The sequence below is a fragment of the Paenibacillus wenxiniae genome, assembly GCF_039822605.1.
GTDB lineage: Bacteria > Bacillota > Bacilli > Paenibacillales > Paenibacillaceae > Saccharibacillus > Saccharibacillus wenxiniae.
In genome coordinates this window covers 19,219-36,159 of record NZ_JBCGUH010000007.1, presented here as the reverse complement: position 1 = coordinate 36,159, position 16,941 = coordinate 19,219, and the positions used below count along the sequence as shown (strand labels likewise).

Here is a 16,941-nt window from a genome sequence, read left to right as displayed (position 1 = left end):
TAAAGGCTAGAACGTCAATATCGGCGCATGCGCTTCGTTGTTATTGTGGATATGATTAGGGTATAGCGCATAGCTTGTTATAGCTTATCGCTACTATTGCATCAATTTAATATGACCAGCAATAATGGAAAGACCGACTATCTCAACTTAGAGAAAGCGGTCTTTTTTTTGTTTATATAGTATACATGTGTGAGCAACTAGAGCGTATAAGCAAACCCGTATACATGTAAGATACGCGTAATAAAGGGAAGAAATAAGGGAAGAACGACTTTTGAACATAGGAATCTACATTCCCTTATTCGTAGATCCCTGGGTGAGATGGGAATCCGTCCTTATATTTTTCTGGAGTGATGGATGTTTTAAAAGTGAGGTATGCTTGAAAATCGAAGCTGGCGTACTCGTCCTCATATACAGGCAATCTCAGATTCTCTTTATTTATAAGGTTGACAACCCCACTCGCTTCTGTCATAATTCAGTTCAGATGAATAAGCACCTTTAATTCAGTCCCGTGAGACTGGCAAGGTAACGTGAATGATGTTCACTGCAAGTACGCCCTCCGCTGGAGTGGTGATGTTGCAGTGCGTCGAAGTATGACAGTCATAACCGCTGATAGATGACTGCACACTCCTTGCCGTTCGGGGCAGGGAGTTTTTTTATGCCCTGTTTTCGAATGGCACCGTATAGTACAGGAGCATGCAGCATCATATACGATGGTATGCCTGTTAACCATGGGACCTTAGGTGTAAGCAACATAAACCTGAGGAGGCTATAAATCATGACGATGGATATGCATGTGAACATTATCATGGATGAGACGGCAATTCGCCGGGCACTGACCCGTATTGCACATGAGATTTTGGAAAAGAATAAAGGGATCGAAGATTGCATTATCGTTGGCATTCGTACACGCGGTGTATATTTGGCACGACGCATCGCCGCACGAATTCAGGAAATTGAAGGCACTACCGTTCCTTATGGCGAGCTGGACATTACCGGCTATCGTGATGATCGCAGTGACGAGCCGAAAGCAGCACTGGGCGAACAGGTTCGACTCACACCGGCTAATCTGAGCATCCGCGATAAGAAGATTATTCTGTGCGATGATGTACTCTACACAGGCCGCACAATCCGTGCTGCGATGGATGCCCTAATGGACTGCGGACGCCCGAATCAGATTCAACTGGCGGTGCTGGCAGATCGTGGACATCGTGAGCTGCCTATCCGACCGGATTATATCGGTAAAAATGTCCCCACCTCCAAGCTGGAAGAAATCGAAGTTCGGTTGAGCGAAGTAGATGGCAATGATCAGGTTAATATCCTGCAACGTCGGGAGGTCACAGTATGATCATGACAACAACTAATTTGAAACAACGCAGCTTACTTGGACTGAAGGGCATGGCCGCGACAGAATTGACTTCGATTCTGGATCGCGCCGCTTACTGGGATGCACATACGGAGAAGCAAGTTTCCGTACTGCAAGGTAAATTTGTAGCAAATATGTTTTTCGAAAATAGCACGCGCACTCGTTTCTCATTCGAAATGGCTGAAAAGCGCCTCGGTGCAGAGGTACTGAACTTTACCGCAGCTGCATCGAGCGTAGAGAAGGGCGAGTCGATCTATGATACGGTACGTACACTGGAAAGCATGGGGATTGATGCGGGAATTATTCGCCTCAAACCTGCGGGTATACTACAAGAGCTGGCACAGAAAGTAAATGTACCGCTCATCAACGCCGGAGACGGTAACAACGAGCATCCGACACAGGCGCTGCTTGATCTGTACACGATGCGCCGCCACTTTGGCGATGTACGTGGATTACATGTAACGATTGTTGGCGACATTATGCATAGCCGTGTGGCACGTTCGAACTTCTGGGCGCTGCAAGCGATGGGTGCAAATGTAAGCTTCTGCGCACCGGAAAATATGCGAGCAAGCGACATTCCGGAAATGCGTTATGTCTCGATGGAAGAAGCGCTACAAGCGGATGTAGTGATGATGCTACGTGTGCAGCTTGAGCGTCATGCCAGCGGCATGATCCAATCCGCAGAGGACTATCGATTGCACTACGGATTGACTGAAGAACGTGCTGCTCGGATGAAAGAACATGCAATCATTATGCATCCAGCACCGGTAAATCGTAACGTCGAAATTGACGATGCACTGGTCGAAAGTTCAAAATCAAAAATTTTTACACAAATGCAAAATGGCGTACCGATCCGCATGTCGGTCATCGAACGCGCACTGCGTAATTAAGCATATCGATACGAAATGATGAATAACCATTCAGGTATCCGTGTCCATATGCAGCAATATGCAGGTAGCGGATACCGAAAATTCATAACTGCGAACAGAGCAGTTAACACTTTCGGAGGTTAATGATGACACTTTTCATAAAGAACGCGAACGTACTGAACGGACAAGGCGAGCTGCAAAAGAGCCATGTATGGGTTGAGAATGGCATCATCACAGGAATCTATGCAGTAGACACAACAACAGATGAAATGATGCGTCAACATGGAAAGGGTCAGGATGTGACCGAGATTGACGGCGAAGGTAAATTGCTGGCGCCAGGCTTGATCGATATGCATGTGCATTTGCGCGAGCCGGGCTTTGAACATAAAGAAACGATCGTAACAGGCACCGCAGCAGCAGCAAAGGGCGGTTACACAACGATCGCCTGCATGCCGAACACGAAGCCTGTGACGGATAAAGCAGACGTCGTGAAGCTCATTCTGGACAAAGCAGCAGAGGCTAATGGTGTTAAAGTACTGCCTTATGCAGCAATTACTTACAATGAGCTAGGCCGCGAACTGACGGACTTTGCAGCATTAAAAGAAGCAGGTGCAATCGGGTTTACCGACGATGGCGTAGGTGTGCAGAACGCACAGATGATGAAGGACGCGATGAAGCTTGCCGCTTCGCTGGATATGCCGGTGATCGCCCACTGTGAAGACGATTCACTCGTTGTAGGCGCTGCGGTAACCGATGGCGAGTTCGCTCGCAAGCACGGTTTAAAAGGCATTCCGAACGAGTCGGAAGCGATCCATGTCGGACGTGATATTTTACTCGCCGAAGCGACAGGTGTGCATTATCATGTATGCCATGTGAGCACAGAACAGTCGATTCGCCTGATTCGGATGGCTAAATCGATCGGTATTAACGTGACCGCTGAGGTATGTCCGCATCATCTGATCCTGTCGGATGAAGATATCCCGGGCATGGATGCGAACTGGAAAATGAACCCGCCACTGCGCTCGCCGCGCGATGTAGAAGCATGTATCGCTGCACTGGAAGACGGCACATTGGATATGATCGTAACGGACCATGCACCGCATAGCGCTGAAGAGAAAGCAAAGGGTATGGAGCTGGCACCATTTGGTATTACAGGCTTTGAAACAGCATTCCCACTACTATATACGAAGTTCGTTAAGACCGGACGCTGGTCGCTCGAACTGCTCGTACAGCGTATGACCGCTGATCCGGCAAGAGTATTTCGTCTGAATACAGGCAAATTGGAACAGGGTGCTGTTGCTGATCTCACACTGATCGATCTGAATGAAGAACGTATAGTAGATCCGGATACATTTTTATCCAAAGGTAAAAATACACCATTTACAGGATGGAAGCTACAAGGGTGGCCTGTACTGACAATTGTCGACGGTCAAATCGTGTGGTCGGAAAAATCTATAACTACTAGTGCATAAATATACCAACTTGTGCTATAATTATTCAGACCTTAATTACGAAGGACGCAGGAGTACCTTCGTCCATAATTATAACTTTCAGGAAAGACAGAGGAGTGAAACGGAATGCAGGCAAAATTGTTATTGGAAGACGGAACATTATTCACAGGTCGCAGCTTCGGCGCGGAAGGTGAAACTACGGGAGAGGTTGTATTCAACACGGGAATTACCGGTTACCAGGAGGTACTGTCTGATCCATCGTATTGCGGACAGATCGTAACGATGACCTATCCGCTGATCGGCAACTACGGTATCAACCGTGATGACTTTGAATCGGTTCGTCCGTATATCAATGGATTCGTCGTTCGACGACATGAGCCAGCTCCAAGTAACTGGCGCGCACAATATTCCATCGATGAACTGCTGCGCGAACATGGCATCATCGGCATTAGCGATATCGATACTCGGATGCTGACACGCCGCATCCGCCACCAGGGTACAATGCGCGGTATTTTGACAACAGCAGCACTGGCGCCGGAGGAATTGATGGAGCGTCTGCAAGCAACAACACCTACGGTCGATCAAGTGAGCCGTACATCGACACAGCATATGTACAGCAGCCCGGGTGAGAAAGAACGTATCGTGCTGATCGATTACGGTGCAAAGAGTGGTATTGTGCGCGAACTGACACAGCGTGGCTGTGATGTGGTCGTCGTACCACAGGATACAACGGCTGATGAGATTCGCCGTCTGCATCCAGATGGCATTCAGCTGTCCAACGGCCCTGGGGACCCGAAAGATGTACCAGCCGCAACAAAAGTTATTGAGGAGCTGCTCGGCGAATATCCAATCTTCGGCATTTGTCTCGGACACCAGCTGTTCGCACTGGCATGTGGAGCAGACACCGAGAAGCTGAAGTTCGGTCATCGCGGTGGTAACCATCCGGTTAAAGACCTGAGCACAGGCCGCTGCTATATCACTTCCCAGAACCACGGCTACACAGTAAAAGAACAATCCATCCAGGGCACAGAACTGGAAGTTACGCATATTAATAACAACGATAAAACGATCGAAGGCTTGAAGCACAGCAAATATCCGGCGTTTTCGGTACAGTATCACCCGGAAGCAGCACCAGGACCATTTGACAACAGCTATCTGTTCGATCAATTCCTCGCGATGATTCGTGAGCACAAGCAAAATCAGCCTCAAACAACACGTCAGGCCGAAATGTTCGCCGCTTTGAAAGGAGCACGTTAATTATGCCTATCAATAAAGATCTCAAAAAAATCCTCGTTATCGGCTCAGGCCCGATCGTTATCGGTCAAGCGGCTGAGTTTGACTACGCTGGCACCCAGGCGTGTCAGGCGCTGAAAGAAGAAGGCGTTGAGGTCGTGCTGATCAACAGCAACCCGGCAACGATTATGACGGATACGAACATGGCAGATAAAGTATACATCGAGCCAATCACACTGGAATTCGTCACTCAAATTATCCGTCAGGAACGTCCGGATGGACTGTTGCCAACACTCGGCGGACAAACAGGTTTGAATATGGCGGTTGAGCTGGCGCGTGCTGGCGTACTGGAAGCCGAAAATGTAAAGCTGCTCGGTACACAGCTGCATTCGATCGAAAAAGCGGAAGATCGTGACCTGTTCCGTGACCTGATGAGAGAACTGGAGCAACCGGTACCGGATAGCGTTATCGTAACGACACTGGAAGAATCGCTGGAATTTGCAAACGAAATCGGATATCCGATCATCGTCCGTCCGGCTTACACACTCGGCGGTACAGGCGGCGGTATTTGCGCCAACGAAGAAGAACTGCGCGAGACAGTAGCAGCCGGTTTGCGTTACAGCCCGATCGGACAATGTCTAGTTGAGAAAAGTATCGCAGGTATGAAAGAAGTCGAGTATGAAGTTATGCGTGATGCGAACGACAACTGTATCGTTGTATGTAATATGGAAAACTTCGATCCGGTTGGCGTACACACAGGCGACAGTATCGTTGTCGCTCCGAGCCAGACGCTGTCTGACCGTGAGTATCAGATGCTGCGCTCAGCATCTTTGAAAATCATTCGTGCCCTGAACATCGAAGGGGGCTGTAACGTACAGTTCGCCCTTGATCCACAGAGCTATCAATACTATGTAATCGAAGTGAATCCGCGGGTAAGCCGCTCCTCGGCACTCGCTTCCAAAGCAACCGGTTATCCGATTGCCAAAATGGCAGCGAAGATCGCACTGGGCTATACGCTGGACGAGATCGTCAATCCGGTTACTGGACAGACGTATGCTTGCTTTGAGCCAACACTGGACTATATCGTAGCGAAAATTCCACGCTGGCCGTTTGATAAATTCACAAGCGCTAACCGTAAGCTCGGTACGCAGATGAAAGCAACCGGCGAGGTTATGGCCATCGGACGTACATTTGAAGAAGCGATTCACAAAGCGGTTCGCTCGCTGGAAATCGGTGTACACCGTCTGTACTTGAAAGAAGCGGTCGAACTGACCGATGAGAAGCTGACCGAGCGTCTGATCAAGGCAGATGATGAGCGTCTGTTCCTCGTCGCTGAAGCTTTCCGCCGCGGTTATACGCTGGAGCATATCCATGAGTTGAGTAATATCGACTGGTGGTTCCTGGATAAAATCGAGCGTATCGTCGCATACGAATCGGTGATCGCGTTTGAAGAGAAATTGTCCGACGAAACGCTATACACAGCGAAGCGTCTTGGCTTCACGGATCGTGCTATCGCCGAACTGCGTCAGCCAAACGATCCAGACGGCACATTCAGCAATGAGCATTCCATCCGCACGTACCGTAAAGAACTTGGACTCGTACCGGTATATAAAATGGTAGATACATGTGCAGCAGAGTTTGAGGCGACAACGCCTTACTACTACTCCACCTATGAAACCGAAAACGAAGTAACGAAAGCAGACAAACAAAAAATCGTCGTGCTTGGCTCCGGTCCAATCCGTATCGGTCAGGGGATCGAGTTTGACTACTCCACCGTACACGCGGTATGGGCGATTCAAGAAGCAGGCTACGAAGCGGTCATTATTAATAACAACCCGGAGACGGTATCGACTGACTTTAACACATCAGATCGACTGTACTTTGAGCCACTGTTCTTCGAAGATGTGATGAACGTGATCGAGCAGGAGCAACCGATCGGTGTTATCGTACAGTTCGGCGGACAAACAGCGATCAACCTCGCGGCTCCACTGGAAAAAGCAGGCGTGAACATTATCGGTACAAGCCTCGAAAGCATTGACGAAGCGGAAAACCGTAAGAAATTCGAAGCGCTGCTGTCCCGTCTGAACATTGCTCAGCCACAGGGCAGCACGGTTCAATCGGTAGACGAAGCGGTAGAAACGGCACAAAAGCTCGGTTATCCGGTGCTTGTACGTCCATCCTACGTACTCGGCGGACGTGCAATGGAGATCGTATACTCGGACGAGGAACTGCTGCGCTATATGGCTGAAGCGGTAAAAATCAATCCAGAGCATCCGGTTCTGATCGACCGTTACATGCTTGGTAAAGAAGTGGAAGTCGATGCGATCTGTGACGGCGACACCGTTGTCGTACCGGGCATTATGGAGCATATCGAGCGTGCAGGCGTTCACTCCGGTGACTCGATCGCGGTCTATCCGCCACAACATCTGTCGCCAGAGCTGAAAGAAAAGATCGTGAACATCACGATCAAAATTGCGAAGGAACTGAAAACGATCGGTCTGGTCAACATCCAGTTCGTTATTTTCCAAAACGAAGTGTACGTGATCGAAGTGAACCCGCGTTCGTCCCGTACCGTACCGTTCCTAAGCAAAGTCACGAATATCCCGATGGCGAACATCGCGACACAGGCAATTCTCGGACGCAAGCTGGCTGATCTCGGCTACACCGAAGGTCTGTGGCCGGAAAGCGATTATGTATCGGTTAAAGTTCCAGTGTTCTCCTTTGCCAAGTTGCGCCGCGTTGAACCGACACTCGGCCCAGAAATGAAATCGACCGGTGAAGTGATGGGTCGCGACCTACTGTATGCAAAGGCACTGTTCAAAGGTCTGATCGGTGCAGGTATGAAAATTCCATCCACCGGTGCACTGATTGCAACCGTAGCGGATAAAGACAAAGAAGAAGCAGTACGTCTGCTCAAAGGCTTCTACCGTCTCGGTTACAAAATTATCGCAACCGGCGGTACGGCTGAAGCGCTGAAAGCAGCAAACATTCCGGTAACGGTTGTGAACAAGCTGTCTGAAGGCACACCGAATATCCTTGATCTGATCCGTAGCGGACAGGCAAACTTCGTCGTCAACACACTGACAAAGGGCAAAACACCAGAGCGTGACGGTTTCCGTATCCGTCGTGAAGCGGTAGAGAACGGTGTCGTATGTATGACATCGCTCGATACGGTGGAAGCACTGCTGACTATGCTGGATACGATCAACTTCTCTTCCTATGCGATGCCTGCGCTGAGCAAAGAAAAGCAAGCAGAGCAAGAGAGCAACGTCATTCAAGCAGCTGTAGGTCAACTGCAAGATCAAGAAACGATCCTCAGCTAAATTCGATACCAATCACATATGCGGCGGACCATTGACGTGTCCGCCGTCATTTGTGTGCGCATTTACGATTGGGTTCCGAAGCTATGCAAACAAGACGAACGATAACGGTATACCGATCATCTTATTCCCGCCGTGATTCTAACGTATGCTTTAGGACAAATAGAGATCGTTGATAACTGTAACAGTTCTTATCGCTAGAGATGCATTATGTGGAGATGTGGCATTATGCTGTACTGTATCTATGTATAATGAACACGGTGCATAGTAGTCTGAGGTGACCAAAATTTAGAAAGAGACAAGGAGATGGCAGACGATGACCGAATATGTACATACTGCGGCTGCACAGCGACTGATCGTAGCACTGGATTATCCGAATGTAGAGCAGGCACGTCATTTGATCGATACGCTACAGGGGATTCCTTGTTATATCAAAGTCGGTATGCAGCTGTTTTATGCGGCTGGACCGGAATTTGTACGGGAACTGAAGGAAAAAGGCTACTCCGTCTTTCTTGATCTTAAAATGCACGATATTCCGAATACCGTCAAAGGTGGCGCCCATAGCATTACACGTTTGGGGGTGGATATGTTTAATGTCCATGCCGCAGGCGGTCGTGAGATGATGAAAGCAGCGGTAGCCGGTATGGAGCAAGCGTTAAGTGAAGATAAGGCGCTCACACGCCCATTGCTAATCGCGGTTACGCAACTGACAAGCACATCCCAGCAGACGATGAATGAAGATATCGGCATTCCAGGTAGTGTGGAAGATACGGTTGTACGTTATGCCCGTCTGGCGTATGAATGCGGATTGGATGGCGTCGTATCATCGCCACTGGAAGGGCCAGCGATTAAGGCTGCATGTGGAAGTTCCTTTGTGACCGTAACGCCAGGCGTCCGTCCGGCGGGTGCAGAGGTAGCCGACCAGACACGCATTATGACACCGGGGCGTGCGATTGCAGCCGGAAACGATTATCTCGTTGTCGGACGGCCAATTACAGCCGCTATCGATCCAAGAAAAGCAGCCGAGCAGATTATAGAGGAGATGAACCAATATGTTAACGATTGAAGAGATTCCAGCACATATCGCAGCAGCCCTGTTAAAAATTGAAGCCGTTGCACTTCGTCCACAGGAGCCATTCACATGGACGTCCGGTATTAAATCACCGATTTATTGCGATAACCGTCTCACCATGTCGTATCCATTTATCCGCGACCAGATCGCTGACGGATTCGCCACGATTATTCGCAATCAATATCCAGACGCTGATGTGATTGCAGGTACAGCAACCGCAGGTATTCCACATGCGGCATGGGTAGCGGAGAAGCTCGATCTGCCGATGGCTTACGTACGCGACAAAGCGAAAGGACATGGCAAGCAAAATCAGATCGAAGGACTGATCAAGCCCGGTCAACGTGTCGTTGTGATCGAAGATCTGATTTCTACAGGCGGAAGCTCGATCAAAGCCGCAGAAGCGATTCGCGAAGTGGGCGCTGAGCCACTCGTTGTGCTGGCGATTTTTAGTTACCAGCTCGATAAAGCGGTACAAGCATTTGAAGATGCCAACCTACCGCTGCAAACCCTATCCAACTATACTGCACTGATCGAAAAGGCGGTTGAACTAGGTACAGTAAAAGAAGAAGATCTGGAGTTGCTGCATTCCTGGCGCGAAAACCCAGAGGCATTTGGCAAATAAGTGGTTGGAGCACGGAAAGTAGTTTCTCGCTGTGAACAGTATCAACGATGTCGATACCGTCATGTGTAAATGACATGGTAAGTTAGTTGCTTACACAGGCGGATCGATATTCAGTCAGTAAGCGAGACCGGATGGACAAAAGGTAAAATAATCAAAGCTGTATGTTGCCTAATTGCGGCATACAGCTTTTAATTTATAACTATGGTGGATAACATTTGTTAGGTGTTAGGTGTTAGGTGTTAGGTGTTAGGTGTTAGGTGTTAGGTGTTAGGTGTTAGGTGTTAGGTGTTAGGTGTTAGGTGTTAGGTGTTAGGTGTTAGGTAGCATATGTTATTTATTATTTTATACTATATCTATATGTCCTTTATATAAATCACCGAAGGTTATTAAAGCAAAAAAATCTACATCGACGACTGATATAGCGTAATATAGAGCATTTGCCATTGCCATATACGATAACCCCCATATACAAGCAATCCACTGTAAAAATGATTGACAAATACCAGGAAATTGCGGTATATTAATTGAGTCGCTGTTTACTTGATACACTAAAAGAAAACGTTCTTTTAGTCATGCGGGCCTATAGCTCAGTTGGTTAGAGCTACCGGCTCATAGTGCGTCACGTTCTACGCCCAATCTCCTGTGGAAACACGGAATAAAAGCGTAGGGCTGCAAGGATAACAAACCTTGACAGCTAACTCTTGTGTCCTCTTATAGAGGATGAACTCTAAAGGATATGAATATATCCCACCTTACTCAATAACAAGGTGCAAATACCCTGAGACTCCGACTTGCGTAGAAGCGATGTACCGCCAAGCGTAAGAAGCTCGGTAAAGATTTGTCGAAAGGAAAACTCCTAATAGGGAAGAAGTACGAGTAGGCTGGGGGCTATAAACTGCATAAGGTGAGAAGGTATTAACCAGACGAACCATCGATTGAAAGCGAACGGATGACTTGACGGCAACATCAAGGAATGATGGATTGCGGTCACTACATTATGGGAGTAGGCGAACTGCGGATAACGAATAGACGTTATCACAGGGGAACACATTATTGATACCCTTAAATCCACTTTCGCATAGATGGCACCTAAGTGCAGATATGTACAGCTAGAGACAAGGGAACGTGAGAAGTCCTTCCGTATCATTCAACCCGTACGTGGGGATACGAATGCGCAGGATAATGGCGTATGAAGAAGGATGGCGGATACCCCGTAGTAGTGCAGAAGCAGGGTAATGCCTGTGGAGCGAAGGGGGTAAGTCGAGCTAACAAACAGTGTGCAACACCGATTTGAAGTTCAAAACGCTAAGATAACGGCATGTAAGCCACAAATATCCAAACCTAATCATATAAAATGGGGGTGACGATCTCCATGCTATATGAAAAGGAACTTAGCGAGGCAGAATTGAAAGAGGTTAAAGACCAACTGTATGAACGATCTGTAAACGGAGAAAGAAATTTTCACAATCTAATGGAACTAATTCTAATGCGCGAGAATCTAATTCACGCCATCCGCAAAGTGAAAAGCAACAGTGGATTCAAATCCGCTGGCGTGGACAACATGAAAGGACAAGAATTTCTTCAATTGGAAGCAGAAATCACTTTCGACCGATTAAGAGAAGCCATACAAGACTACTCCCCTGAGAAGGTTAAAAGGGTATATATTCCGAAAAGCAATGGAAAATTACGCCCACTAGGAATACCGACGATTACCGACAGAATAATTCAAACTGCCGTTGCAAACATCATCGAGCCGATTGTAGAGGGTATTATGTATAAACACTCCTACGGGTTCAGACCGATGCGAGGGATCAGTGAAGCCGTTGCTTATCTATCTACACTGACCATTAACAACAACAGGCATTTTGTCCTTGAGGGAGACATCAAAGGATACTTTGATCATATCAACCACAACATACTGATTAACAAGTTGTATAAGTATGGAATCAGGGACAAAAGAGTATTGGAAGTTATCAAACTAATGCTCAAAAGCGGTATAGAAGGCGAAAAAGAAGTAAATGATATTGGAACACCACAAGGTGGAACAATAAGTACATTACTTTCCAACGTATACCTGACAGACTTCGACCATTGGGTAAGCAAACAATGGCTTGAGTTTGAAACCAAGAACAAGTACCAACGTCAACAACATAAAGTCAGAGCGCAGAAAAGTACCCGCATGAAAATGGGATATCTGATCAGATACGCAGATGACTGGATTGTTATGACAGACTCAGAGGAAGCAGCGGTCAAATGGAAACACGCCTGTACCAAATTCTTACGAGAAAAATTGAAGATCGAGTTAAGCGAAGAAAAGACATTGATTACTGATCTTAGAAAAGACAAAATGAATTTTCTGGGCATAACCTTTTTCAAACGGAAAGGAAAGAACGGAAACTACACTCTAAGGAGTGAAGCGAACCGGGACAGACTTCGAGAAAAAGAAAAAGTAATCTATGAAGCTCTGAGGAAAATCAGGAGAACTTCAAATGATGTTGAACTCTTTAAAGCGATCTACGAATACAATAGTATCGTAAGAGGAATAAATAACTTCTACAGAATAACAACACTCTACAATCCCGTTCTAAGTCATTTAGAATGGAAAATGCGCGCAGCGTTGAACAGGACAAAGCGAAAACGCAATGGTTTCTTTACCAAAGCAGCGAATTGTCCCAACATCGCACCAGAATATAAGGAATCTGAACTCAATTTAAGGGTACTTGCCTTTAAAATTGAAGGACAGAACATAGGGCTGACAAGACCTGGACACGGAAAATACGTGAAACCAAAAATCAAAGCTCAATGGATTAACCCTTATAGCGCAAAAGGTAGAGCCAAATATGAAGAAGTTACAGGGAAACCGTGGACTACAGTAAACAGAAACCCTTTCATATCGTTGGGCAACATATCGCATTTGATAGCTAGGAATGCGGACGTTGGAGGCATATACAACCTCGAATATCAGATTAATCGACCGATGGCTTTTAACAGAGACAAAGGAAAATGCAGAACCTGCGAAATTAAACTCACAGGGTATGGAGATACAGAAATACACCATATCGATACATCGCTTGATCTCACAACAATCAACAAGCTAACGAATCTCGTAACGCTATGTAAATCGTGTCATGTTGAAGAACATAGAGAGCGGTGGCGAGCAAAGCAGCAAGAAAAGGAAAAAGCGAAAGCAAGGAAGTCCAAAACAGCGACAAGTAACAAAAGGACAACCAACGCACAGCCCAAACCTAGAGCCAGCAGCAAACCACCGAGAGAAGAACTGTACAGGGACATTACAACGATGTCATATGTACAGATCGGCTTGAAATATGGAGTGAGTGGAAACGCAGTAAAGAAATGGGCAATCTCATACGACCTGCACGATCTTAGACTCTACAAAATTAAGAAGAAAGCCCGGTAAGATGAAAAGATATGACCCAATTATACTCTGAACGATCAAAACACTGATTTGTTAGTCGATGGGTCGCTGTATGCGGTGAAAGTCGCACGTACAGTGATAACTGGGGGAAAACGCGAAGACTGCCTGCTGTGTAAACAGTAAGAGTCGGAAGTTACCTATCAGTACACCGGTTGGTCGGGGGTTCGAGTCCCTCTGGGCCCATACGTAAAAGACGATTCATTCGCGAAAGGTGCGGATGAATCGTCTTTTTTTGTGTTTGAAAATGATAGGGTAGCAGCAAGCTAGTCTATCATTCGTTTATTAATTTATTTATTAGTTTATTATTTCGTACCTTTATCCTTATCATTCGTAAAATCATCTTCAATCTTTTCCACAGACTCATCTACAGCTTCTTCCAGCAGATCGGCAGCGCGATGCTTGGCATTAGGATCAGGATCTGGAATCGGATCTACACCAGCGCCAGTACCTTGTTCAAAAGCTTCGTCATCACCTTTATGTTTGTTATCGTGAGTAGGGTCATTATGAGGTGTGCTCATCTGTATTCATCCTTTCCGAATGCGATGTATTGTAGTTGATACGGTGTTATCGATATGCCATAGACTCATAGCACCTATGCTATCGAATAAACCATAACGATATCGACTGAATCATCATCCAGATGAACGCTGTTTATACTTATATAAATGGCGTGTTTTTATCCATATTTGTATAGGTGTGAAATTTGCACAGGTATGAAAAAAGAAAAACAGTATCTATCATCATTAATCCCTCATAACACAAACAACGATCTTAATAACGATCATGTACCGAATCCTGTGCGGATACGGTATTCACCTCTGGAACTGTCAACCCTGCACGTAGATACGCATCTTCCAGAATCGTTAATGCCGAACGCACACCAATCCCAAAACGATCACAACCTGCTGCCCGCATATCCAGTAATGTCTGCAAATCACGAATACCGCCTGCCGCTTTGATCTGGGCAGCATTGCCAATCGTGGAGCGGATCAACTGGATCGTCTCGACCGTTGTCGGTCGGGGTCCCCAGCCGGTTCCGGTTTTGACAAATGCAGCACCTGCGGTGACGACCAGCTCACTGCCCTGACGAATCTCATCATCTGTCAAATAGGCAATTTCCAAAATCGCTTTAACCGGAATATCCTCAGCAGCAGCAACGACCGACTGTATATCATGTAATACACGCTGGGTGTCACCCGATTTAAGTGCCCCAACATTGATTACCATATCTAGCTCCCGGCAACCAAGCTGTAGCATTTCGCGTGCCGTGTGTACTTTCATCGATACCGTATCTGCACCAGAAGGAAACCCAACTACACCAGTCACAACGGTATCCGGGGTATGCTCCAATTGACGAATAACATACTCCGTCATATAAGGCATCGGACTGGCGCAAATACAATGATACGCTTTCACAATCGCAAGCAGCAGATCCACTTCATCATGCGTCACATCCGTCCGTACCGCACTCACATCTACCCAGCGTCCAATTTCGGCTATATTCAAATCGCTATGTTCGATATGTTTCATATTGTATCTCCTTTTTATAAAGATAATTATCTTTTATGTGATCAATATAGCGGATCGAATGAAAGAATACAAGGTATACAACATAAAAAGATTGTAGTTTGTATTAAGGCGTTGACGCAATTTCATATCGATGTAAGCAGGGTTTCGCTGCGAGGAAGCAATAAAGGATGAAGATGACCTTTGAGTACAGAAATTTAAACTGTACTGCAATGCTACTCCATAGATTTCTATGCGATAACGGAGTCTGTCCTTTTGTTCCTTGCAGCAGTGGTTTCTATCCCAGACAAAATAGTTTGCTTACACCTCTTGAATTGGATCGTGTATACATTTGTAATCGTGCATACATTTGTATACATACTCTAACTCCGATCTATAAATATAATTCCAGGCATATTTAAAATGAAAGCGCTTGACAAAAGATAGTTATCTTTAATATATTCAAAGCAATCTTAAACGCCAATTACAGAAAGAAGGGGAACGCGATATCGTATCTCATTTCTTACGATCTGGGCACGGGTGGAGTAAAAGCTTCGTTGTATGATCGTCATTTACAGACGATCGCACGTTCGTTTACCGAATATGCAACGTATTATCCGCAACCTCATTATCATGAACAGCGACCCGAAGATTGGTGGCAGGGTGTGGCGCAATCGACACATCAATTGTTATCGATCTCAGGTATTGATGCTACCGATATCACCTGTGTTAGTCTGTCTGGACACAGTCTGGTTAGTGTGCCGATTCATCGTACAGAAGGGGCATTGCTGGAGCAGGTGCCGATCTGGTCGGATAAACGTGCAGAGGCGGAAGCGGCGACATTTTTTAACGAGGTAAATGAGCAGCAATGGTACTTACGCACAGGCAATGGATTTCCGGCTGCCTGTTATCCATTGTTCAAGCTAATGTGGATGCAAAAGCACCAACCGGACATTTTTGCCCGTGCAGATGTTATGCTCGGTTCCAAAGATTATATTAACTACCGGTTAACCGGGGCGATTTATACCGATCCGTCATACGCATCCGGGTTAGGTGCCTATGATCTTAAACAGGGGGGCGTAGCAGATGAACTGCTTGAAGCAGCAGGTATTCCAGCGCATCTGTTTCCTGCCATTGTACCGTCACATGAACAGATTGGACAGGTGACGGCAGAGGCAGCAGCCTACACTGGATTAGCGGAAGGTACACCGGTGGCATGTGGTGGTGTGGACAATGCATGTATGGCACTGGGAGCGGTGGGCAGTGAACAAGGACGCAGCTATGTATCGCTTGGCTCATCGAGCTGGATTCCAGTAAATTCAGCAGAGCCGGTACTGGATGTGGATACAAGACCGTATGTATTTGCACATATTGCGGAAGGGATGTATACGAGTGCCTATTCCATTTTTGCGGGCGGAAGTTCATTGCGCTGGGTTCGAGATCAATTGTGTGCAGAGCTGGCTGGACGCGAGGATGCTTATGACCGTATGAACGAAATGGCAGCTTCCGCGCCGCCAGGGTCTAACGGTGTACTGTTTGATCCCAGTCTGGCTGGCGGTACTTCGCAGGATAACAGTATCTATATTCAGGGCAGTTATATTGGCTTACAGCTGGCAACGACTCGTAATGATCTCATTCGTGCGGCAATGGAAGGGATTGCGCTAAATTTGAAGCTTGCGCTAGATTTGTTAAATGAGCACACACCGATTCACAGCCAATTGCTATTTTGTGGGGGAGGCAGTCGCAGCGCATTATGGCGACAGATATTTGCAGATATATTCGATATGGATATCGTGAAAACGAATATAGATCAGGATGCGGCTTCACTTGGAGCGGCAGCGATTGCAGCTCGTGCAGTAGGCTGGTGGCAGGATTATCGTGGGATTGCGGATGTACATCAAGTAGAACATATTAGCCATCCTGAACCCATTAGCCGTGATCTGTATCAGCGCTTGCTGCCTGTATTCCAGCATGTACATGAACAGACAGCAGCGCTTGGTGAATATATGCATCGTCACACATTGGAACAGAAGGAATATTCATCTACCTATAGCCAAATGGAGGAATAA

General features: G+C 46.7%; 11 protein-coding genes. 9 read left to right on the top strand and 2 right to left on the bottom strand.

Annotated features, from left to right (window positions below; genetic code table 11):
* Positions 1–781 precede the first annotated feature (781 nt).
* From pyrR to ltrA, 8 genes are all read left to right on the top strand, one after another.
* Complete coding sequence (pyrR, locus tag AAHF22_RS13940) at positions 782–1,345, top strand: bifunctional pyr operon transcriptional regulator/uracil phosphoribosyltransferase PyrR (RefSeq protein WP_371834072.1); 564 nt, start codon at positions 782–784, stop codon at positions 1,343–1,345.
* A complete protein-coding gene (locus AAHF22_RS13935) occupies positions 1,342–2,253 on the top strand; it encodes an aspartate carbamoyltransferase catalytic subunit (protein WP_347325634.1) in 912 nt (303 codons plus the stop codon). Before pyrR ends, AAHF22_RS13935 begins: the two co-directional genes overlap by 4 nt.
* 125 nt (positions 2,254–2,378) lie before the next feature.
* Complete coding sequence (pyrC, locus tag AAHF22_RS13930; RefSeq protein WP_347325633.1) at positions 2,379–3,704, top strand: dihydroorotase; 1,326 nt, start codon at positions 2,379–2,381, stop codon at positions 3,702–3,704.
* 105 nt (positions 3,705–3,809) lie between these two features.
* Positions 3,810–4,940, top strand: coding sequence for a glutamine-hydrolyzing carbamoyl-phosphate synthase small subunit (carA, locus tag AAHF22_RS13925; protein WP_347325632.1), 1,131 nt, complete (start codon positions 3,810–3,812; stop codon positions 4,938–4,940).
* A 2-nt stretch (positions 4,941–4,942) separates the two neighbouring features.
* Entirely contained in the window at positions 4,943–8,239 is a 3,297-nt protein-coding gene (carB, locus tag AAHF22_RS13920; protein ID WP_347325631.1) for a carbamoyl-phosphate synthase large subunit, read from the top strand.
* 313 nt (positions 8,240–8,552) lie between these two features.
* A complete protein-coding gene (gene pyrF / locus AAHF22_RS13915) occupies positions 8,553–9,302 on the top strand; it encodes an orotidine-5'-phosphate decarboxylase (RefSeq protein WP_347325630.1) in 750 nt (249 codons plus the stop codon).
* A complete protein-coding gene (gene pyrE, locus AAHF22_RS13910; protein ID WP_347325629.1) occupies positions 9,289–9,930 on the top strand; it encodes an orotate phosphoribosyltransferase in 642 nt (213 codons plus the stop codon). The genes pyrF and pyrE overlap by 14 nt, the downstream gene beginning before the upstream one ends.
* Positions 9,931–11,302: 1,372 nt before the next feature.
* Positions 11,303–13,348, top strand: a complete 2,046-nt coding sequence (gene ltrA / locus AAHF22_RS13905) for a group II intron reverse transcriptase/maturase (RefSeq protein ID WP_347325628.1) — start codon at positions 11,303–11,305, stop codon at positions 13,346–13,348.
* A gap of 320 nt (positions 13,349–13,668) precedes the next feature.
* Here the strand turns inward: ltrA and AAHF22_RS13900 are convergent, their stop codons facing one another.
* Complete coding sequence (locus tag AAHF22_RS13900; protein WP_347325627.1) at positions 13,669–13,884, bottom strand: hypothetical protein; 216 nt, start codon at positions 13,882–13,884, stop codon at positions 13,669–13,671.
* Between the two features lie 253 nt (positions 13,885–14,137).
* Positions 14,138–14,896, bottom strand: a complete 759-nt coding sequence (gene deoC, locus AAHF22_RS13895; protein ID WP_347325626.1) for a deoxyribose-phosphate aldolase — start codon at positions 14,894–14,896, stop codon at positions 14,138–14,140.
* A 434-nt stretch (positions 14,897–15,330) separates the two neighbouring features.
* Between deoC and AAHF22_RS13890 the strand changes: the two genes are divergently transcribed.
* Positions 15,331–16,941, top strand: coding sequence for a xylulokinase (locus AAHF22_RS13890; RefSeq protein WP_371834071.1), 1,611 nt, complete (start codon positions 15,331–15,333; stop codon positions 16,939–16,941).